The sequence below is a fragment of the Streptomyces sp. genome (genome assembly GCF_019510245.1).
Lineage (GTDB): Bacteria > Actinomycetota > Actinomycetes > Streptomycetales > Streptomycetaceae > Streptomyces.
The window spans coordinates 1-20,794 of sequence record NZ_JAEKKT010000117.1 but is presented as its reverse complement, the minus strand read 5'-3'; the positions used below and the strand labels follow the sequence as shown (position 1 = coordinate 20,794).

Sequence of the window (20,794 nt, the reverse complement as noted above, 5' to 3'; positions counted from 1 at the left end):
CGCGGACTCCCCGTGCGCACGGGGAGTGGAAGGAGAGCAGTGTGTCGACACCGCCCGACCCTGAACAGCAGCACCGCGGGCCGGTCCTGGAACCGGTCCGGGTCCTGCGCCCCCGCCGGCTCGACACCCTCGCGGAGCTGATGCGCGAGTTCCATGCGGACGCGGAGGCCGCCGCGAGGACGCGAGAGGCGAAGGATGCGAAGGAGAGGAAGGAAGCGCGGAGCCGGGGGCCCGCCGACTTCGAGGCCTTCGCCCCCGCCGTCGGTTCCGGCGCCGGCTCCCTCGGCTCCGGCATGGAGGACGAGACCCAGGAACTGCCGCCCGTCACCGACGGCCCGCGCACCGCGCACGGCGGCCGTGGCCACGGCGCCGGCCCCTCCCGTGCCTTCGGCTTCGGGCCGGGACTGCGCCGGGCCGCCGTCGTGGTGGCCGTCGGTGCGGCCGCCCTGGTCGGCTTCGGCTGCGCCCTGCTGCTGCCCGGCCGGGAGGGTACCGCGGAGGCCGCCCAGCCGTCCGAGTCCGCCACCACCGCACCGGCCACCACCCCGCCGGCCTCGGACACCTCCACCGATCCCGACGGCGCCGGCACCCTTCGCCAGGGTGACACCGGTCCCGGGGTCGTCGAGCTGGAGCAGCGTCTGCTGCGCATCCCGGACGTCTACCGCGACGGCTCCACCGGCGGCACCTACGACGCGGCCCTGACCGCCGCCGTGGAACGGTTCCAGATCTGGTACGGCATCAGCGGAGACGAACGCGGTGTCTACGGCGACGACACCCGCCGCGCCCTGGAGTCCCGCACCAGCCTCACCGACGGCTGAGGGCCCGCAGGTGCGACTACTCCTCGTCCTCCTCCGGCACCCGGATGTCCAGCACGCAGACGTCGTCCCGGCGCTCGCCCGCCAGCATCGCGGTGAGGAGCGCGTCCAGGGAGGAGGGTCCGGCGGCGAGCGCGGCCGCGGCCAGGCGGTCCAGGCCCGCGTCGATGTCCTCGCCGGGACGCTCGACCAGGCCGTCGGTGTACAGCAGCAGCCGGTCGCCGGGCTGCAGCTGGAACTCGGCGGACTCGTAGACCGGGTCCGCCGACGCCCCGAGCAGCATGCCGGCCGGACGCTCGAGGCGGTACGCCTTGCCCCCGCGGACGAGGAGGGGCGGCGGGTGACCCGCCTGGGCCCAGGCGAGACGCCGCGCGGCCGGGTCGTAGCGGGCGAGGACGAGCGTCGCGGTGGACTGGGCGTCGCGTGAGTGCAGGAGCAGGAAGTTGAGCCGGGCCAGCGCACCGGTGAGGGAGGAGCCGGTGCTCACCATGCCCTTGGCGGTGAATCGCAGCTGGGCCATGGTGGCGACGGCGTCGACGCCGTGGCCCGCCACGTCGCCGACCACGAACAGCGCGGCCTCGTCGGGCAGTTCGATGGCGCTGAACCAGTCACCGCCCACGTGCACCCCCGCCTGGGCGGGCAGGTAGGCGACCTCGACGCGCAGCCCGTGCAGCCGTACCGGATTGCTGGGCAGCGGCAGCAGCGCGTGCTGGAGCCGGGCGGCGAGCGCGCGTTCGGCATCCAGGACGCCGCGCTGCACGAGGATCGCGCGCTCGCTGTCCACCAGGGCGAGTTCCGCGCTGCGCTGCGCGGTGAGATCCTGGACGAAGCCGTGCACCTCGACGACCGTGCCGTCCGCGGTGCTGACCGCCTCCGCGACGGCCCGCAGATGCCGTACCGCGTTCCCGGTCCTGATCCGGAACGGCACGTCGAACGACCGGCCGGTGCGGGCGAGTTCGGAGACGGCTCGGGCCAGCGCCTGGGCGTCCTCGGGCAGCACCAGGTCCGGCAGCAGGTCCAGCGGCACCGCGCCGCGTCCCGGGTCGCGGCCCAGGATGGTGTACACCTGGGACGACCAGTGGATCTGACGGGTGACCAGGTTCCAGTTCGCCCAGCCGAGGTTGCCCAGCCGCTGCAGCTCCGCCAGCCGCTGCTCCTGCCGCTCCTCGGTGTCGTGCCGCAGCCAGGTCACCAGCAGTCCCTCGCCGAGCCGCGCCGCGCGCACCGAGTAGGTGGCGGTCACGGTCACCCCCGCGACGATCTCCTCGTAGACGAACGGCTCGCCCTCGTACGGCTCGCCGCCGCTGAGCGCCTTCAGATACCCCTGCCACAGCGACTCGCCGGCTACGGAGGGATAGCTCTCCAGGATGTGCGAGCCGATCAGCTCGCGGCCGGCGCGGCCGAGGATGTCGACGGCGCCCGGAGTGGCCGCCTCGATGCGGTAGTCCTCCACCTCCCCGGCGGCGGTGCGCAGCGGGATCAGCAGGACCGTCGCTCCCGGCAGCGCGTCGAGCACCGACTGCACCGCCGTGGAGAGGTCCGAGCTCACCGGCTCGGCGGGGGCGCCCAGGGCGCTGAGCCGGCCGGCGCTGAGCCGGGCGACGGACTGCAGCAGCTCACGATCCGCCGGCCGGAAGGCGGCCGCGGGACGGCGCAGCACGCCGAGGGCCACTTCCGCCGAGACCGGCAGCCAGGCCCGGGACAGCCAGCGTCCGGGCGGCTCGTCGATGAGCTGGTACAGCTGCCGGTCCTCGGCGAAGTGCTCCAGCCACAGCGGCTCGCCCGCCTTCAGCGCCTCCAGCGGGGCGATCCCCCGCAGTGGCGGCACCTGGTGCCACTGGACGGCGAGCGTCGCGTCGAGACCCGCGTGCCCGACGAGTTCGAGCCCGTCGCCGGGCAGCCGCCGGTACAGCAGCACCGCGTCGGCGTCGACCCGGGGTGCCAGCTGCTCGAGGAGTGTGACGGCCAGTTCCTGCGGGGAGCCCACGTGCAGCAGGGCCTTGCCCAGACGGCCGAGGATCTCGGCGGTGCCGGGCCCGGCCGGCGTCTCCCGGGCCACGGCCGGGGCGAGCGGTTCGGCGGCGGGGACCTCGGCGGCGGGCGGGCTGGGCATCAGGGCGCCGAGGGTGAGCCAGCACTCCTCCAGCAGCGTGCGGTTGCCGGTCTCGGCACGCCGTACCAGTGCCTCGTGCGCGGCGTCGGGGGAGCAGCCCGTGGTGGCCATCAGCGCGCCCTTGGCGCGCTCCACCACCGCGGAGGTGGCCACCGATTCACGCAGCCGGTCAAGCTCGGCGCGCTGCCTCGAGACGACCCTGGCCAGGGCCGCCAGCTCGGCGACGGCACCGGTGTCCACGGCAGGCAGGTACTCGCTCGTCACGGATCGAGCATGTCACAAGACGGTGCCTCCGATCACACTCGTACCCGATCCGTGAAGGATATGGGTATCCGTGGACCGATATGGTCAGCGACCGGTGCTGTGCCCGACGAGTGCCTCGGTGACCGCGCGGACGCTGCGGGCGATGTGCTGCAGTTGCATGACCTCCGCCGCGTACAGCTTGATGGTGTGCTCGATGACCGACTCCGGCAGGCCCAGCAGGGGAAGTTCCGCACGCGCCGTCTGCAGCGCGGTGCGTGCCACCCGGACCTCTTGCTGGACCTGGATCTGCGCGTGCCGCGCCAGCAGTACGGGGTGCCGGATCAGCGCCGGGTAGCTGGCGTACCGGGCCGGGACCAGCTCGCGCAGCCACTTGGCGGCGGAGCGCTCCCAGTCGTAACTGCCCGGCGCCTTGACCTGGCAGGGCCAGTCGGGGCTGATGCGCGCGGTCGTCGTCAGAGTCATGATCATCGCTTCCGGGTGTGCGGCGTCGTGAGGCCGGCCGACGGCGGTCTGGGCGGCTCCGGCCTAGGGGATGGCCGGAGCCGCCGCGGGCGAATCGCGCAGGCGATGCCCGTTCGAACATCCCCGGCGCCGACGCGGGTAGGAGACGGCGGCTGGGGGTGTCCGTGCGAGGCCCCGGGCGTCGGCCGCCGGCACTGCGGGTGGTGCTGCGTGCGCATGGGCGGTCCGTCGGCTTTCTCGGGGCGGGTGCGAGCGGTGCGTCCTCGGGTGCGGAACGTGCCCGGAGTAGGCCGGGGGTGATCCGTGAGCAGTATTTATATATGCCGTCCGGTTTGCAAGACGTATGAAAACATTCATGCGTGAAATGAGGTGAATACTCCCCTTACGAGGCGGTGCGGGGGACGTCGGGCCCGAGGCCGGCGTTCAGTCCTCGAGGTCAGTCCTTGAGGAAGAACTGGTGTTCCTCGGCGACCTGCTCGTACTCCTCCAGCCGCGCCTGGGTCCGCCCGGGGTCGGCGTCGGTCATGGCCTGGAGCAGGGCGGCGGCCATCAGGCCGGGTGCCGCGTATGTGTCGAAGACCAGACGGGACCCGATGCCGGTGCTGAAGGTGACGTCGGCCTCGTCGGCCAGCGCGCCGAGCGCCAGGTCGGTCACCAGCGCGACCCGCAGTCCCGCCGTGCGCGCCACCCGGATCGCGGTCAGCGTCTCCTGTGCGTGCCGCGGCATGCCGAACGCCAGCACCCAGGTGCCGCCCGCCTCGCGTGACTGCAGCAGCGCGTCGTAGGCCACGCTGCCGCCCCGGGTCACCAACCGTACGTCGGGGTGGATACGGCGGGCGGCGTAGGCGAAGTACTCCGCCAGCGAGACGGAGATGCGCAGGCCCAGCACGGTCAGCGGGGACGACTGGGACAGCTCGCGGCCGATCCAGATCACCCGGTCCGGGTCGGCGAAGTCCCGGCGCAGGTTCTCCAGGTTCTCGATCTCGGCGTCGACGGCGGCCTGGAGTTCGTTGCTGCGCTGCTCGGTGGCGGCCCCGGTGCCGCCGGCCAGGGTGCGCAGCGCGATCGACTGGAGCCGCTCGCGCAGCGCGGGGTAGCCGCTGAAGCCGACCGCGCCCGCGAACCTGGTCACCGACGGCTGGCTGACCCCGACCCGCTCGGCGAGGTCGGTGATCGACAGGAAGGCCGCCTCGGTGATGTGGTCGATCAGGTACTGGGCGATGCGGCGCTGGCCGGGGGAGAGCCGGGGACCGTCGAAGAGCCCACGGAGCTGGGAGGTGGGCGCGGCCTCCGCCTCCGGCACGGTTTTGCCCGAGGTGATCGCGGATGCCTGTGCACGTGCCTGCTGCGGCGATGGCACCGAAGCGCCTCCTTTGTCTCCCACGAGGACTCAACATAGCTCACGGACCGTGGTGACCAGGGCTTGTGCGGTACGCCGGACCGACCCGGCGGCCGCACGCTCCGGATGCGGAGCCGGCCCCGGGAACTGGGCGCTCACCGGCGACGAATGCGGTGGCCGTCGCCGGTGGACCGTGCGGTCAGCGCCGGTAGATGGTGATCGAATGACCGACATCATCGACCGGACGGCTGGTGCCGATCAATTCGGCCAGCCTGCCCCGTGCCTTGGCGGCCGACGAGTCCGAGACGACCAGCAGCCCGTGCACCCTCCCGGGCGGCACGTTGCGGGGGTCGGCGGCATGGATCCCGTAGTACTCCGGGACGCCACTGCCCTTGTAGACCAGCCAGATCCGTTCGCCCGGGTAGTGCTCCCGCAGCCGGTCGGCGAGCCGGCCCAGGTCCTGCCCCCAGTCCACGTTGGAGTCGTGCAGCCACAGATGCGTCTTCGCCGGACCCCCGAACGCCTCGTTGGCGTACGGCAGATAGAACGGGAACGTCCGCAGCGAGCTCACCGCGACGAACAGCACCAGCGCCCCGCCCACCGGCCGCGCCCAGCGCCGGCGCACCGTCAGGGCCGCGGCCCCGGCCACCGCGAGGAACATCGGCATGAAGACCGCGTAGCGCGTCCCGAAGTCCCGTGACCCGGTCATCGCCGAGGCCAGCAGCACGGCAGGCGGCACCAGCAGGTAGGGCGCGGCCCGCCGCAGCCGCCGTACCGCCACCAGCGCGACGGCACCGGCCGCCCACAGTGCCAGCATGCCGAGCGGGGTCTTCACCAGCAGGGCGGCCGGCAGGTAGTACCAGCGGGAGCCGGTGTACAGGTGCCCGAACAGATAGCCCTGCCAGGGGTGGTCCTCCAGGGCGAACTGCATCCGCATGCCGTCCCGGTAGGACCGCGGAAAGGGCATCAGGTCGACCAGGAGTCCGCGCAGACCGTGCACCGCCGGAGTGGGCTCGGCGGACAGGAGACGCAGCCGTGGGTCGACCGCGAGGTAGGAGAGCCACACGACGGCGACCGCGGTCACGGCGACCACGGCCGAGGCCGCCACGGCGCGCAGCGCGCGGCCGGGGCGCGCGCCCCACACCGACACCACCGCCAGTGCCACGAGCACCGGCACGGCGGGCAGCGCGCTCATCTTCGTCGCCACCGAGGCCCCCAACGCGGCCCCGGCCAGGGGCAGATACCGCCGCGGCCGGCGCCGGGCCCGCCACACCAGCCACGCGGACGTCAGCACGAACCCGGCCGACGGCACGTCCAGGGTGGCCAGCGAGCCGTGCGCGATGACGTCCGGCGAGAAGCAGTAGAGGGCGAGCGCCAGCAGCCCCGCGGCCGTACCGAGAACCTCGCGGGCGAAGGCGAGGACGACCAGGCCGAACAGCAGCGTCAGCACGATCACCGGCAGCCGCGCCCACAGCATCACCCGCCAGGGGTCGTTGCCCGACGAGTACAGCAGGTGCCGGCCCACCTGCCCCTGGTCGCCCCGGTACGACGGGTCGTAGTGCGGGCCGGCGACGGCGATGCCGGCCATGATGACGAGCTTGCCGAGCGGCGGGTGCTCGGCGTTGTAGCGCACCCGGTGCTCGTGGAGGTAGTCGGTGGCCGTGGCCACGTAGACCGGCTCGTCGATGGTGGGCGTCTGCTGGGCCGCGGTGGTCACCATCGCCGCCGCCATCTGGGCGAGCAGCAGCACCGTGAGGACCGGGACCAGCCACCGGCGGCGGGCGCGCAGGGCGGCGGTCAGCCGCACCGCGGCGGAGGGCCGGGGGAGCGGCCCGGGACCGGCGGCGATGCCGGGGACGTCGGGTTCGAGCACCGACTGCTGTTCGCTTGCCATCATCCGCCCCGCGGGGACACCGGGCCCACGGTGACGGGAGCGATCACGAGCAGTCATGGGCCCTACTGTCGCATCGCTCCCGCCACCGGGCGCGTCACCGCTTCACGAGTCGTACCGACAGACCGTCTGCCGTGTAGACGGGTACGGCCCGCAGCGTGGCGGAGTTCAGCTCCACCTTGTCGAACTGCCCGCGCAGCCGCGGAGCGTCGACGACCGGGAGGGTGCTGCCCGCGGCCGGCGGGCGCTCGGTGTCGAGCTCCAGGGACAGGGTTGTGCCCCGGCCCAGGACGGCCAGGTGCTTGACCGTCAGCGGCGCCTTGCGGCCCTTGGCCAGGGTGACCTCCAGGGTGCCCGCGTCCTGCGTGTACGTGCCGCGCACGAACAGCTCCCCGGCGACGCGCAGGGTACCGGCCGAGACCCGGACGTCACCGCGGCCCAGCGCGTCCTCGGAGGCGGCGACCAGGGTGCCGGCGGCCAGCACGGTGCCGCCCCGGTAGCGGTTGTCGCCGGTCAGGGTCAGCGTGCCGGTGCCCTTCTTGGTCAGCCCGCCGCGGCCGTCGATGTCGTTGCGCCAGCTGTCGGCCGCCGCGAAGCCGCCGGCCGCCGCGTCCAGGGTGACCGTGACGTCCGTGTCGAAGGCGCCGTAACCGTCCGCGGCGGCGAACAGGTTGAGGCGGCCCCACTGCTCCGGGCCGTCCAGCAGCACGTACCCGGACGGCAGGCCGGTGGTGCGCAGCACCTCGCGGCGCTGGTCGGCGGTGAGGTACGGCTGGCGGGTCTCCAGCAGCACCTCTGCGCCCTTGGGCACGTCGAACGGCAGCTCGCGGCCCTCCCGGTCCAGGATGTACGTCAGCCGGGGCGTGGCCGCGCGCTCGTTGGCCTCGCGGTCGGCGTACGGGTCGGTCGCGGTGTCGGCCGAGTGGGCGTAGGCGTACAGGGTGTCGGCGGTGGAGCCGGTCTGCGCCTCGAAGTAGGCGAGCGCCTGGGCGCGGGCGGCCGCCTTCAGGTCGGCGTTGGCCGGGTCGGCGAGGGTGGCGGCGGCCAGCGCGGTGGCCATGATGCGGCCGCCGATCACGTCGACCGTGTTGTGCATACCGGCGACGATCCGGGTGTCGCTCAGCTCCAGGGCGCGGGTGACCAGCTCCTGGAAGCGTTCCGGCACCGCGTACGCGTAGGCCAGGCCCGCCAGGTGGAAGGCGTTGGTGTGGCCGGAGGGGAAACCGCCGTCGTCGGTGGGGGAGGTGCTGCGCTGGCGCAGCAGCTGCGGGGCGACGGCCACCTCGGAGTCGTACACCGGGAAGCCGTACGCGTCGGTCCTTCCGGTGTCGACGACCTCGCTGTCCTCGTTCATCCGCCACGGACGCGGGTACTGGTAGGCGTACTTGGACGGGTTGCCGGAGGCGTAGTTGCCGCGCAGCGTGTCGACGAGGGTGGCCACCTTGCCGAGCGCCGACTCGTGCGAGCCCGCGCCGAGCGCCGCGCCCGCCGGGGCGTCGGCCGGGACGGCGTCGCTGACGGTGGTGGCGGGAGTGCCGTCGGGGGCGCTGGTGATCGAGGTGACCGCGAGGGAACCGGCCTTGTAGAGGTCGGCGAGCGGACCGAGGCCGGCGATCATCGCGTAGCTCTGGTGCTGGCGGTCGTAGATGAACGCCTTCTTGGCGTCGGCGGCGCTGCGCTTCCTGGTGATCTTGGCGCAGTAGCGCATGTTGTCGCGCAGGATGTCGGCGCGCAGCACGCTGCCGGTGTTCCAGGCGGAACCGGTCTTCCATATCCGGGCGAAGCCGCCGAGGATGCGGACCACCGCGTTGGTGTCGGCGGTGAGGTTGGTGCTGATGTTCGTCTTGTAGTCGTCGACGAATGCCAGGGCCGTGGCGGCCTTGGCGTCGGCGGCCGCGAGCCAGCCGACGAAGGTCGGGGCCGCCAGCACACCCGCCGACGCGCCGAGCGAGGTCTTCAGGAACCCGCGTCGGCCGACGGCGAGTCCACGGGCCGGAGAAGCGGGGTGGTGCCCGGCAGGTGACGGCATGGAGGTGCCTCTCATGAGTTCTTCGGGGGAGTTCACGCGGACGGCCGGTGCTCCGGATGCGCGTGAGCGTGCGGGATCGCGTGGGAAAAGTGTTGAACGAGCGAAGTTCTAGGGCGAGTTCGTGTCCTGGCGGTCATCGTCCGACGACCGCCGGGTGACCCGGAGTTGAACGACAGCCCTGTGGTTCATCGGAAGAACCGCCCGGGACCTGCGCGTTCGCAGCGTCGAACGGCCCGTGGTCCAGGCGTGCGGGACGGACGGGCTGCGGACAGTTCCTCACAGGATCGAACGCGCCAGGGCCACCGCTCCCTCGACCGGCGGGAGCCGCAACGGCTGGGGCCGCGCTCCCGGTACGGATGCGGCGAGCGCGGCGGCGAAGGCGTCGTACAGGCGCGGCTGGGAGAGGATCGTGCCGCCCGCGACCACCACGTCGTCCACGGCGAGGCCGCGGTCGGCGAGCCGGGCCACCAGGCCGGCGAGGGCACGGCCGCCGTCGGCTATCACGTCCGCGGCGAGCCGGGAGCCCGCGTCGGCCGCGGCGAAGAGCACCGGTGCGTGCCGGCCCCACTCCGCGGAGACGTCGGCGGCGCCCTCCAGCGCGGCGCCGAGCGCGGGCACCTCCGCCACCCCGAAGGCGGCGACGAGGCCGGTCGTGAGCGCGTCGGGCGCCTCGCCGCGGTCGTGCGCGGCCCAGACGGCGCGGGCGGCCTCCCGGACGAGCCCGGCGGCGCCGCCCTCGTCGCCGAGGACCGCGCCCCAGCCGCCCACCTGCACGGGGCTGCCGTCGGCCTGCCGGCCGACGGCCACCGAGCCGGTGCCGGCGACCAGGCCGACGCCCTTGTCCAGGCCGGCGGCGGGGACGAGGAGCTCGGCGTCGCCCACCACCCGGACCGGCACGTCGAGGAGGTCCCGCAGGGCGGCGGCGATGCCGGCGCACTGGCGGGGGGTCTCACAGGCGTGCCCGCCGACGGCCAGGGAGGCCGGGCGGGTACCGGGGGGCAGTGCGTCGTGGACCAGCGCGGTCAGCCAGCGGGCCGCGGCGGCCGCGTCGTGCGGCCGCCAGCCGCTGCTCGGGCGGACGTGGTCGGCGACCCGGTCCCGGCCGGCGAGGGCGCGGAGCTGGGTCTTGGTGCCGCCCACGTCGATGCCGACCACGAGCGGAGAAGAAGGAGCGTCCTGCACGGATCCTCTTTCGTCGTCTGAGCGGACAGCGCCGAAGAGCCTGGCACTGTGCTGCGACGGCGGGCGAACCGTTTCTGGCCGAACAGGAGTTGAGCACGTAGGGAAGCCCCGGGACGGGCTTCTTGCGGAGCACGGCAGGCGAGTACCGTGTACTTCGTTAGGAAGTTAACTAACGAAGTACAGTGCGTCAAGAGTTGCCGCGGACTCGATCGACGGGACGTTGTCGAGGCCAGAACCGCGCGGCACAACGGCACCGCATATCGCCGCATCCCGCCACACCGGGGGAGCGCGGCCCCTGACCCATGGGGGAACTGTGGAACACGTCGTGGCTGAGGCCTCCCGGCTCACCGAGAGCGCCGGCGCGGTCTTCGCCGTGCTCGCACAAGCCGGCAGCGCCACCCGGCCGCAGCTCGCGAGCCTCGCGGGCCTGTCCAAGCCGACGGTCTCCGCCGCCGTCGCGGAACTGGAGGGGGCGGGACTGGCCACCCACTCCGGCACCGCCTCCGGCGGCACCGGGCGGTCCGCCGCCGTCTACGGTCTCGGACCCGCCGCCGGCTCGGTCCTCGCGGTCGACCTGGGCCCGGCCCGGATCCGGGTCCGCGCCTGCGCCCTGGACGGTGCCCTGCTCGCCGAGGCGGACACGCCCCGCCCCCGGGCCGCCGACGCCGTCCGCGAGGCGCTGGCCGCGCTGCCGGCGGGCGCCCCGCTGCGGGCCATCGTCGTCGCCGTCGGTGACGTCACCGCCCCCGACCGGGCGGGCACCGGCATGCGCCCGGCGACCGCCAAGGCCGGGCCCGTCTTCGACGCGGTCTCCGTCGCCCTGCCGCCCGGAGTCCCCGTCCACCTGGAGAACAACGTGAACTGCGCGGCCCTCGCCGAACTCCACGAGGGTGCAGCCCGGGGCCGGCGCACCTTCGGCTACCTGCGGATCGGTGTCGGTATCGGTCTGGGCATCGTCATCGGCGGCCACGTGCTGCGCGGCGCCAACGGCGCGGCCGGTGAGCTCGCCCGGCTGCCCTACCCCTGGGACGACGACCGGGAGCCCCGTCAGGAGGCCCTGGAGGCCTACGTCGGCTCGCAGGCCCTGCTGCGCCGCGCCGCCGAGGCCTGGCGGGAGGCCGACGGCCCGCCCCCGCGCACCGCCGACCGGCTCTTCGCGCTGGCGGCCCAGGGCCGGGAGCCCGCCCGTGCCGTGGTCGCCCGGCACGCCGCCGACGTGGGCCGGCTGGCCGCCGCGGTGGCCGCCGTACTGGACCCGGGGCTGATCGTGCTGGGCGGCAGCACGGGCGCGGACCCGCAGGTCCTGCCCGGGGTGCGGGCCGAGCTGGGGCGGCTGAGCTGGCCCACCGAGGTGGTCAGCAGCCAGATCGGCGATCTGGGTACCGTGGTGGGTGCCGCCCGGCTCGCCGTGGCCAAGGGAGTCCAAACCGTGACCGAAGGCGCGCAGGTGAAGGATTGACGGCTTCCTGATCGGTCTGCCAATGTCCGGACAAGCGCTTTCTAAGTCGGTCGGGACACCGGCTTGGGGTGAGCCTCCCAGCCCGTACACGACGTACGGCAACCACACGAGGGCGTGTCCGTGCGGTGACGGCCAGGACGGCCGGGGATCTCGCCCCGCGTGGACGATGCGGCCGGGCGAGGCCGCGCCCCCCGGAAAGCGACTTTTCCTTCAAAATGCACCCGTGCCGCCTCAGCCGGCGCCGTGCTCCGTCCCTCCGAAGAAATGGGATCGAAGATGACCACTGTGGGTGTGCGGCGTTCCAGCCGACTCGGCCGCGGCGGTATGCGCCGCCTTGTTCCCCTCGCTGCCGCGACCGCGGCAGGAGCCCTGCTGCTCTCCGCCTGCGGCTCGGGCTCCGGCTCCGGCGGGACCTCCAAGTCGCTGACCTTCTGGATCTCCACGGTTCCGGGGCAGGACGCGGGCTGGAAGAAGCTGGTGGCGCAGTACAAGAAGGAAGCCGGCGTCGACGTCAAGCTCGTCAACATCCCCTACGACGGCTACACGACGAAGCTGCACAACTCCGCGCAGGCGAATGCTCTGCCCGACGTGGCGGCCGTACCGGCGCTGGACCCGATCTGGTCGAACAAGCTGATCGACCTGAGCTCCATCGCCGGCAACAAGAGCTACAACATCAACGCCAACTTCCTGGCGAAGGACTCGTCCGGCAAGGTGCTGGCCATCCCCTCGGACGTCACCGCGTCCGGGCTGTTCATCAACACGACGCTCTTCAAGAAGGCCGGCGTCTCCTTCCCCGCCTCGCCCTCGAAGACCTGGACCTGGACCGACTTCATCGCGGCCGCGAACAAGGTCCGGGAGAAGACCGGCGCCAAGTACTCGCTGACCTTCGACCAGTCGCCGTCGCGCCTGCGCGCCATGGTGTACGAGATGGGCGGCCAGTACGTCCACGCGGACTCCTCCGGCAAGTTCTCGGTGGACGCGGCGACCAAGAAGGCCGTGAAGACCTTCGTCGGATGGAACGACGACAAGACCATGCCGAAGTCGGTGTGGACCAGCGGCGCCGACCCGTCCGCGATGTTCCAGAGCGGTGACGTGGTCGCCTACTGGTCCGGCGTGTGGCAGGTCGCCGCGTTCGCGGACAGCATCAAGAAGTTCGACTGGGCCAGCGTCCCGACCCCCGCCCAGCCCGTGCAGGCCAGCGACGTCAACAGCGGCGGCCTGATGGTGGGCTTCAACAACAACGGCGCCGCGGCCACCGCCGCGAAGAAGTTCATGACCTGGGTGTACGACCCGAAGCAGTACACCGAGCTGGTCGAGAGCTCCGGATTCCTCCCGGTCGAGAGCGGCCTGACCCCGAACTACCCCTTCAAGTCCGACGCGGCGCAGTCGGCGTTCAAGCTGTACAACGAGGAGATCCCGCTGTACGCCCCGATCTCCGGCTACTTCAACGGTGCGCAGACGGACTGGGTGCTGAAGGGCAAGAGCCTCACCACCGACCCGACCAAGACGGAGCTCGGCAAGGCGATCAACGGCCAGCAGTCGTCCGACAAGGCGCTGGAGAACATCGTGGCCGGCTACAACCAGCAGGTCGGCGGCTGATCGCAGACCCCAGGGCCGGGCGGCGGGACCGAGCCCCCGCCGCCCCGCCCTGGCCAACCACGTGATGCCGGGCTCATCGCGTGAACCCACCGCAACCCATTCCACCAGCACGGAGTCAGGAAGATGACAAAACGCGCCTCGGCCGTGTCCGCGAGCCCGCCCAGAAGACGCAGTAAGTACACCCTTGCGCCGCTCACCCTCATTGCGGCCAATGTCGTGCTCTTCGCGCTGTTCTTCGTCTGGCCGGCGGTGATCGGGCTCGTCTACTCCTTCACGAACTACACCGGTGTGGGCGCGTTCCAGTTCATCGGACTGGACAACTACCACAACCTGTTCGGGGACTCCACGTTCTACGACGCGCTGACCCGGACGCTTCTGTACACCGTGCTCTTCGTGCCGCTGAACTTCGCGCTCTCGCTGCTCGCCGCCAACCTGGTGGTGAACAAGCACGCCAAGGGCTCGTCCGTCGCCCGCGTCATCTTCTTCATCCCGTGGCTGCTGTCGCCCATCGTCGTGGGTGTGCTGTGGCGGTGGCTGTTCGGTGAGAACTTCGGCCTGGTCAACTACGTCATCGAGAAGCTCGGCGGCAGTGCCGTTCCGTGGCAGTCGAACGCGGACCTGTCGCTGCTCGTGGTGGTGATGGCGGCGTCCTGGATGTGGACGGGTTTCACGATGCTGCTGTTCATCGCGGCGATCAAGAACGTACCGGTGTCGTACTACGAGGCGGCATCGCTCGACGGCGCCGGACCATGGCGCCAGTTCTTGAGCATCACGCTGCCGAGCATCGCACCGACCTCCTTCATCGTCGTCCTGCTCAACACGATCAACGCGATGAAGGAATATCCGGTGTTCGTCTCCCTGAACAACGGCGGACCCGGAACGTCGAACAACCTGCTTGTCCAGTACATCTACCAGACCGGCTTCCAACGGGGCCAGATCGGCTATGCGAGCGCCGCGTCGTTCGTGCTCATGCTCATCCTGATGGCCGTCGCGATCATCCAGCTGATCGTCAACCGGCGGGTGGAGAACCGATGACAACCACAGACATGCCTCGCAACGCCGACGCCGATCCCGGTCGGACTGTTTCCAAGAAGCGGACCCGCGCCGCGGCGAGCGGTGGGATCCGACAGGCGGTGTCCGCGACCACCCTGCTGTGGATCCTCGCGTGCCTCTACGGGCTACCGGTGCTGTGGTTCATCCTCAGCTCCCTCAAGCCGGCCAGCGACCTGTTCTCCTATCCGCTGACGCTGGTTCCGCACCACCCCACCCTGTCCGGGTACCTGACGGCGTGGCGCAGTGCCAACTTCTCCCAGTTCTTCATCAACACGACCATCGTGTGTGTGATCACGACGATCCTCACGGTGGGAGTGAGCTGCTGCACCGGGTACGCGCTGGCCAAATACGACAACAGATGGCTCAAGGCGTTCTTCATCTGCATCCTGGCCACCACGATGCTGCCGGGTGAGGTCATGCTGGCCCCGGAGTTCCTGGTGGTTCGCAACCTCGGCCTGTACAACTCGTTCGCCGGCATCATCCTCCCGGCGGTGCTCACCGCGACCGGATGCTTCATGTTCCGCCAGTTCTTCCTGACGGTTCCCGACGAACTCGTGGAAGCGGCGCGCATCGACGGTGCCCGCGAACTGTCGATCTTCCTGCGGATCATGGTGCCGCTCTCCCGGCCCATCATGCTGACCCTCGCCATCCTGTCCTTCCAGTGGCGGTGGAACGACTACATCTGGCCGCTGCTGATGCTCAACGACCCCAACAAGTTCACCGTGCAGATCGGCATCCAGAGCATCGTCGGCGCGCAGAACATCAACTGGTCGGTCCTGCTCGGCGCCTCGGTCATCTCCATGATCCCGCTGATCGTGATCTTCCTGGTCTTCCAGCGCTACGTCATGGGCGCCGACATCAACGCCGGACTGAAGGACTGACCGTGCCCACCCCGCTCGACCACGAGTTCCTCCGCGCGGTGGCCGGAGCCGCCGACCGGTCGGCCGCCCCGCTGGCGGCCCGCCCCGAGGAGGAACCCGCCGGTGTGACCCACCGCGTCCTGGCCCGCCGGGTGAAGACCCTGGTCGCGGCGTACCGCTCCGCGGACTCGGCACTGCACGGCAGCAGCCGGGCCGTCGCCGCCGCGCTGACCCACCTCCGCGCCCTGCTGGCCGCGCAGACCGCCTCCGGCCTCTTCGCCGGCGGCGACAACGTGCAGTCACCGCCGGACTCCGCGTTCACCGTGAACGACGTGTGCGACGCGCACGTCCTCGCCGCCGGCGCGGGACCGGAACTGTGCGACGTCACGGCCGCGCTCGCCGAGATCGCCGGCGCCGCCTCCGCCGCCCTCCTCACCGGCGGGGTGCACACCCCGAACCACCGCTGGGAACTGTGCGCGGCGCTGGCCCGGCTGCACCGGTCGTTCCCGGACAGCAGGCTGCTCGACCGCATCGACGCATGGCTCGCCGAGGGCGTCGACATCGACGCGGACGGCCTGTACTCGGAGCGCAGCGCCAACTACGCGGCCCACGTCTCCAACCCGTCGCTGCTGCTCCTGGCCGACGTCCTCGGCCGCCCCGACCTGCGGGACGCCGTCGAACGCAACCTCACCGCGACCCTGGACCTGATCAGGCCGGACGGCACGGTGGAGACCGTCCACTCGCGCCGGCAGGACCAGCACCATCCGTTCCCGCTGGCGCCGTACCTGCCGCACTACCGGCTGCTCGCGGTCCGCACCGGCCGGGGCGACTTCGCCCGGGCGGCGCGCCTGGCAGCGGCCGGCGGGGTCGACGACCCCGGCCTGCTCGCCGAGACCCTCCTCACCCCCGACCTGTGCCACGCCCTGCCGGCACCGGATGCGGAGCCCCTGCCCCGCGACCGGTACCTCGGCACGGCGCGCCTCGCCTCACGTGCCTCCGCCACCGCGCACACCGTCCTGTACGGCGGCTCGGACGTGCCCGGGCACCGGCGCATCCGCTCGGGACTCGCCTGCAACCCCACCTTCCTGCGCCTGTTCGCCGGCGACGCCGTCCTCGACGCGGTCCGGCTCTCCCGGGGCTTCTTCGACCTGGGCCCGTTCCGCGCAGCCGACATGCAGCAGGTCGCCGGTCACCGGTACCGGCTCACCGAGACCCTGACGGCCGCCTACTACCAGCCGCTCCCGCCGGACCGGCGACGGGACGACGGCGCCTACCGCGTGGCGGACGAGGGACGCTTCTCGGCCGCGATGGCCTTCTCGGACCGGCCTCGGGACGAGGTCTCCCACACGACCCGCGTCGAAGCGGAGCTGCGGGACGACGGCGCCGACCTGCGGATCGACATCAGCGGCCCACGGGTGCCCTGGGCCCTCGAACTGACCTTCCGGCCGGGGGGCGTGCCAGTGGGCGCCGTACCGGTCGGCGACGGACGCTGGTGCCTGACGACCGGGCCGGTGACCTACCGGGCCGGTGCCGACGAGATCCGGGTCGAGGCCGCCGTCGAGGCCGGCGAACCGCTCGCCGGACCGGAGCGGAGCGACGTACTACGGTACGACCCGGGGCAGGACCACACCGTGGTGGGCGGCACCGACGCGACGACCGGGAACCGCGTCTACCTCGGTGGGCACGGCCCGCAGACACTGACCGTCACCCTGCGCGCCCGGCGTCCTCCCGCCCCCGGCGTCCGACCCTGACCATGTCCGCCACGGCCACCTCCGGCAACGAAGGGCTGACCTCCCCCGATGCACCTGCCGCGCCAGCTCGGCCCGCTGCACGACCTGCCGTCCACCCCCGAGGCGTACGACGCGGTCCTCGCCGACGTCGCCGAACAGGCCCTGGCCCGCCTCACCCCCGAGGGCAACCTCGAACACCCCGACGCGGACGACGACATCGGCGACACCTCCCTCGGCGTCACCTCCCTGCTGGCCCTGGCCTGGCAGCGGTCCAAGGACCCGCGGCTGCCGGAGGCGGTGCGCCGCAGCCTCGCCTTCCATCTGCGTGAACGGGTCTACACCGGGGACAACCCCGGCTACCCGAACCTCACCGTCCGCGACTCCGGTCTCCCGTACGCCCGTTACGTCCTGGAGGCGGGCGCGCACCCGATCGGGGACTGGCCCAGCACGGTCTGGGCGCTGCTCCAGGCCGTGAACGTCCTCGACCTCTCCGACGGCCTCGTCGACGACGGACCGCGCGCGGAGCTGGTCGAGCTGGGCCGCGGCTACTGGCGCTGGCTGACCGAGGCCACCTTCTTCAACCCGCAGGAGGCCGGCAACCAGGCCATCGGGTGTGTGGTCGGCGGGCTGATGCTGGCCCGGCACCTCCCGCCCGAGGTGGCGCAGCCGGTCCGCGAGCGGGCACTCGCCCTGTACACCGACAGGATCCGCGCCCACCGAGTCCTCGACCGGGGCGCGCTGCTGCCGCCCGAGCACGGCGGCGCCTACGACAACAACTACGGCCCCATCTCGCTGTCCTTCCTCGCCCAGGCGCACCGGATCAGCGGCGCGGAGATGTTCGCCGAGGACGGCGACGCGCTCGCCCGCTACATCGACGCCCGCCTGCCGAACGGCGGCTTCGACAACGGCGGGCCCCGCTACAGCGAACAGCACTCCGGCTTCGAGTCGGTGCTCGGGCTGCGCTACTTCGGCGCCCGGATCGGCTCCGACCTGGGCCGCTACCGGGGCGACACCAACTGGGGCCGGCACGCGGTCAAGCCGGACGGCGGTGTCGACGGGCACTTCGCGTGGATGCTCGTCTGGCAGATCCAGGACACCACCCCCTGGCACCGCGAACCGTCGACGGCCCCCGCCCGCCACCGGCTCCGCGCCGGATCGGTCTCGGTGGCCTTCGACCACCGCATGACCCCGTCCCTGGTGGAGGCGGGCGGCACCTACTACCTGCCGGCGGCGGTGAACCGGCAGCACGGCTTCGGGCCGGTCCTGGGCGGCTTCCTGTACTGCAGGCCGATGGGCGAGGTCCGGGTCCGGGACGTCCGTGCCGACGGCCTGACCGCCAAGCTGGTCGGCAAGCCGGTGGTGGGGCGGGACCATGTCCTGCGCCACGTGCGTTCCCTGTACGTCACGGACGGCACCCGGCTGTGGGTGACGGTGGCCGTGGAGCGCCTCGGCGGGACGCCGTACCTGCTGGCCGGGCTGCCCTATGCGGCCGACGACGGCGACCGGGTGCGCCGGGTCGCCGAGGGCGAGGCCGCCGCGGCGGGAGCCCTGCGGCTGACGCATCCCGGCCGGCAGGGCGCGGACCACTTCGACGCGCGTGCCGAACTCACCCAGGAACAGGCCGCGTTCGCGCTCGCCGCCGACCCGCGCGGGTACGGCGACCCGGACGAGGGCTGGCGCCACCTGGTCGCCTCCACGGCGTACGAGGCCGAACCGGCGCCGGGCGCACCGGAGCACCTGCACGTGTTCGCCGTGCGGTACGGGCCCGGCGGTGACTTCGCGCCGTCCTTCGAGGGCGACCTCACCGTGCGCACCGAGGCGTTCACGGCTGTCATCGGGGCCGAGGATGCCCATGGCGTGCCCGAGCTGACTCTCGCTGCCTGCTGAGTGCGACGGCGGCACCGCCGCGCTATGCCGTCTGTCGGCTGCGGCGGCGTCGTGGCTGGTCGCGCAGTTCCTCCCCCAGCCTTCGGCCGGGGGTACCCCCGGCGCCCTTTACGGGGGTGTCGTTAACGAGCGGCGAACCACGTGACAAGTAACCCGCCAGTAGCTTTTGGATCGAAGGCGCTCCGTATGCGCGCATGTCAGAGGACCCCGGCCGCGGTCGGGGTCCTCTGAGGTTCTGGGGTCGGGCTACGCGGCGGCCGGCTCGGGGTCTGGCTCCTGCGGGACGGGCCGGGCGAGCTGAAGACGGCGGCCCACATTCAGCCGTATCTCGCCGAAGGGCTGGATGTGCATCCAGAACAGCGGGGTCAGGGCGCGTTTGTCCTCGTCGGTCAGGAGGTCTGCCCACTCCGGATCGGCGAGCATGTGTCAATCCCCTCGCAGCGTGGAGACGATCTGTTGCGGCCAGTCCCTCGGCGAGGCTGGCCCTGTACTCGCGTTCGTAGTCGATCGGGCTCTTGAACCCGCATACGCTGTGTAGCCGCCTGGTGTTGTAGAAGTCGGTGATCCAGGTGGCAATCTTGATGCGGGCCTGGGTGCGGGTGCGGAAGGTGTGCCGGTGGACGTACTCGACCTTGAGCACGATGTTGAACGCCTCGCTCACGGCGTTGTCGAAACAAGATCCGACTCTGCCCATCGACTGCACGATGCTCAGCTTGCGGCAGGCCCTCTTGAACCGCCGTGAGCAGTACTGGGCGAGTTCAACCGGTCGTTGCAACACCGGGCCGTTGTAGCGAGCGTAGGTGCTCGCCGAATACCTCGGCGGGAGTCTTCCAGCCGAGGATCTTGTGGGGTCGGTTGTTGATCGCCAGGGCGACGGCCTCGAGGTCCTCGGCAGACCACCTGGCCAGGTCGGTCCCCTTGGGGAAGTACTGGCGCAGCAGCCCGTTCGTGTTCTCGTTCGTCGGACGCTGCCAGGGCGAGTGCGGGTCGGCGAAGAACACCTTCGTCTTGGTCTCGAGCGTAAACTGGGCATGGCCGGAGAGCTCCTTCCCGCGGTCCCAGGTCAGGGTCCTGCGCAGTTGCTCGGGCAGCCGCGTCACCGACGCCATCAGCGCGGCGTTCATCGCGGCGGCGCCGTAGCCGCCCAGCGACGGGCTGTTCCTCTCCGGGGGCTTCTGGGCCCAGCCCTCCAGCCGGGGCAGGTGGACCAGGATCGTGGACCGGCTGCTGCGCTCGACGAGCGTGCCGATGGCGGACCGGCCGGTCCCGATGATCAGGTCACCCTCCCAGTGCCCCGGCATAGCACGGTCTGCGGCCTCAGCAGGGCGTTCGCTCAAGACGACGTCCGCGGTGACATGCCCCTGCGGCTTGTTCCGTGATCTCGCCCGGGGCTCTCGAAGTGCCCGTCCGGTGCGCAGGCAGGCGACCAGCTCCCGCTTGAGGGTTCGGCCAACGAGATCGGAGGCATGCCGCCAGCGTGACGAAACCACCTCGCACCCACCGGCCACGACACGCCAACTGCCAGCGACGCCTCCACCGTCGTGACCCCCGTGGCGATCAGTCGCCAGAACTGGTGCTGCACGACCCGAGACGGATCAGGCCGCCCCGGCGAACGCATCGCCGGCCGCAACGCACGGTCAGCCTGCCACTGCCGACGCCGATCCTCCCGAACATCGCTGGTCTTCAAGCTCCAGTCCGCCGTGGCCACGTCGCACGCCTCCGAGATCAGGGTGTTGCGACGACCAGTTGAATTCACCCTCGCTACCCCTGTCCGTGTGCATGATCACGCCGCGGGCGTCGCCTCCACGGGTGGCCGCCGCCATGTTGAGTGAGGCCACCACCAGCTCGGCGCCATGCCGGGCGCCCATCGCGAAACCGAGCAGCGGGCGGGAGAACAGATCGACCGCCGTAGCCAGGTAGAGCTTGCCCTCGCCAGTGTCGATCTCGGTGATATCGCCCACCCAGACGAGGTCAGGCTCCTCGGCGGTGAAGTCCCGGCGGACGAAGTCCGGGGCCGCGGGCCGCTTGCCCGGCCTGGTCAGTGACCGGCGCCGGCGGACCTTCCGTCCGGCCAGCCCGAGCTCGGCCATCAGCTTTGCGACGGTATTCAC

At 71.9% G+C, this 20,794-nt stretch carries 15 protein-coding genes and 2 pseudogenes; 7 read left to right on the top strand and 10 right to left on the bottom strand.

Annotated elements, in window-relative coordinates; translation table 11 throughout:
• Positions 1 to 41: 41 nt before the first annotated feature.
• Positions 42 to 818 (top strand): peptidoglycan-binding protein, encoded by a 777-nt coding sequence (locus JF597_RS08575; protein ID WP_293991278.1) that lies wholly within the window; start codon positions 42 to 44, stop codon positions 816 to 818.
• Positions 819 to 834: 16 nt separating this feature from the next.
• Here the strand turns inward: JF597_RS08575 and JF597_RS08570 are convergent, their stop codons facing one another.
• From JF597_RS08570 to JF597_RS08545, 6 genes are all read right to left on the bottom strand, one after another.
• Positions 835 to 3,192 (bottom strand): SpoIIE family protein phosphatase, encoded by a 2,358-nt coding sequence (locus tag JF597_RS08570; protein ID WP_293991276.1) that lies wholly within the window; start codon positions 3,190 to 3,192, stop codon positions 835 to 837.
• Between the two features lie 84 nt (positions 3,193 to 3,276).
• A complete protein-coding gene (locus JF597_RS08565; protein WP_293991274.1) occupies positions 3,277 to 3,660 on the bottom strand; it encodes a hypothetical protein in 384 nt (127 codons plus the stop codon).
• Positions 3,661 to 4,090: 430 nt separating this feature from the next.
• Positions 4,091 to 5,014, bottom strand: coding sequence for a MurR/RpiR family transcriptional regulator (locus tag JF597_RS08560; RefSeq protein WP_293991271.1), 924 nt, complete (start codon positions 5,012 to 5,014; stop codon positions 4,091 to 4,093).
• A gap of 178 nt (positions 5,015 to 5,192) precedes the next feature.
• On the bottom strand, positions 5,193 to 6,944 hold the full coding sequence (locus JF597_RS08555; protein WP_293991269.1) for a phospholipid carrier-dependent glycosyltransferase: 1,752 nt from the start codon (positions 6,942 to 6,944) through the stop codon (positions 5,193 to 5,195).
• 37 nt (positions 6,945 to 6,981) lie between these two features.
• Positions 6,982 to 8,913 carry a phosphatase PAP2 family protein gene (locus JF597_RS08550; RefSeq protein ID WP_293991744.1) on the bottom strand — a complete coding sequence of 644 codons (1,932 nt, stop codon included), beginning with the start codon at positions 8,911 to 8,913 and terminating at the stop codon, positions 6,982 to 6,984.
• 276 nt (positions 8,914 to 9,189) lie between these two features.
• Positions 9,190 to 10,095, bottom strand: coding sequence for a BadF/BadG/BcrA/BcrD ATPase family protein (locus JF597_RS08545; RefSeq protein ID WP_293991266.1), 906 nt, complete (start codon positions 10,093 to 10,095; stop codon positions 9,190 to 9,192).
• A 325-nt stretch (positions 10,096 to 10,420) separates the two neighbouring features.
• Between JF597_RS08545 and JF597_RS08540 the strand changes: the two genes are divergently transcribed.
• The 6 genes from JF597_RS08540 (at position 10,421) to JF597_RS08515 (ending at position 18,683) form a co-directional block, all read left to right on the top strand.
• Complete coding sequence (locus tag JF597_RS08540) at positions 10,421 to 11,554, top strand: ROK family transcriptional regulator (protein WP_293991264.1); 1,134 nt, start codon at positions 10,421 to 10,423, stop codon at positions 11,552 to 11,554.
• A gap of 276 nt (positions 11,555 to 11,830) precedes the next feature.
• Complete coding sequence (locus JF597_RS08535; protein WP_293991262.1) at positions 11,831 to 13,153, top strand: extracellular solute-binding protein; 1,323 nt, start codon at positions 11,831 to 11,833, stop codon at positions 13,151 to 13,153.
• 123 nt (positions 13,154 to 13,276) lie between these two features.
• On the top strand, positions 13,277 to 14,188 hold the full coding sequence (locus JF597_RS08530) for a carbohydrate ABC transporter permease (protein WP_293991259.1): 912 nt from the start codon (positions 13,277 to 13,279) through the stop codon (positions 14,186 to 14,188).
• Positions 14,185 to 15,087, top strand: coding sequence for a carbohydrate ABC transporter permease (locus JF597_RS08525; RefSeq protein ID WP_293991256.1), 903 nt, complete (start codon positions 14,185 to 14,187; stop codon positions 15,085 to 15,087). Before JF597_RS08530 ends, JF597_RS08525 begins: the two co-directional genes overlap by 4 nt.
• A gap of 2 nt (positions 15,088 to 15,089) precedes the next feature.
• Positions 15,090 to 16,817: a hypothetical protein gene (locus JF597_RS08520; protein ID WP_293991254.1), complete on the top strand. Its 1,728-nt coding sequence runs from the start codon at positions 15,090 to 15,092 to the stop codon at positions 16,815 to 16,817.
• 48 nt (positions 16,818 to 16,865) lie between these two features.
• Positions 16,866 to 18,683 (top strand): hypothetical protein, encoded by a 1,818-nt coding sequence (locus JF597_RS08515; RefSeq protein ID WP_293991251.1) that lies wholly within the window; start codon positions 16,866 to 16,868, stop codon positions 18,681 to 18,683.
• A gap of 246 nt (positions 18,684 to 18,929) precedes the next feature.
• Here JF597_RS08515 and JF597_RS08510 read toward each other — a convergent pair whose 3' ends face one another.
• From JF597_RS08510 to JF597_RS08495, 4 genes and pseudogenes are all read right to left on the bottom strand, one after another.
• Positions 18,930 to 19,106 carry a hypothetical protein gene (locus JF597_RS08510; protein ID WP_293991772.1) on the bottom strand — a complete coding sequence of 59 codons (177 nt, stop codon included), beginning with the start codon at positions 19,104 to 19,106 and terminating at the stop codon, positions 18,930 to 18,932.
• Between the two features lie 82 nt (positions 19,107 to 19,188).
• A pseudogene (locus tag JF597_RS08505) lies at positions 19,189 to 19,377 on the bottom strand (integrase core domain-containing protein); the annotation flags it as partial.
• A 64-nt stretch (positions 19,378 to 19,441) separates the two neighbouring features.
• Positions 19,442 to 20,125, bottom strand: a pseudogene (locus JF597_RS08500) (IS30 family transposase); the annotation flags it as partial.
• 195 nt (positions 20,126 to 20,320) lie between these two features.
• Positions 20,321 to 20,794: DDE-type integrase/transposase/recombinase (locus tag JF597_RS08495; RefSeq protein WP_293991249.1), on the bottom strand; the 474-nt coding region annotated here is incomplete at its 5' end.

What these genes read in the sequence shown, in the direction of transcription:
- JF597_RS08550 (WP_293991744.1), bottom strand. Translation starts at nt 8,913, where the DNA reads ATGCCGTCACCTGCCGGGCACCACCCCGCTTCTCCGGCCCGTGGACTC.
- JF597_RS08525 (WP_293991256.1), top strand. Translation starts at nt 14,185, where the DNA reads ATGACAACCACAGACATGCCTCGCAACGCCGACGCCGATCCCGGTCGG.
- JF597_RS08510 (WP_293991772.1), bottom strand. Translation starts at nt 19,106, where the DNA reads ATGCTCGCCGATCCGGAGTGGGCAGACCTCCTGACCGACGAGGACAAA.
- JF597_RS08555 (WP_293991269.1), bottom strand. Translation starts at nt 6,944, where the DNA reads ATGACTGCTCGTGATCGCTCCCGTCACCGTGGGCCCGGTGTCCCCGCG.
- JF597_RS08535 (WP_293991262.1), top strand. Translation starts at nt 11,831, where the DNA reads ATGACCACTGTGGGTGTGCGGCGTTCCAGCCGACTCGGCCGCGGCGGT.
- JF597_RS08515 (WP_293991251.1), top strand. Translation starts at nt 16,866, where the DNA reads ATGCACCTGCCGCGCCAGCTCGGCCCGCTGCACGACCTGCCGTCCACC.
- JF597_RS08530 (WP_293991259.1), top strand. Translation starts at nt 13,277, where the DNA reads ATGACAAAACGCGCCTCGGCCGTGTCCGCGAGCCCGCCCAGAAGACGC.
- JF597_RS08565 (WP_293991274.1), bottom strand. Translation starts at nt 3,660, where the DNA reads ATGATCATGACTCTGACGACGACCGCGCGCATCAGCCCCGACTGGCCC.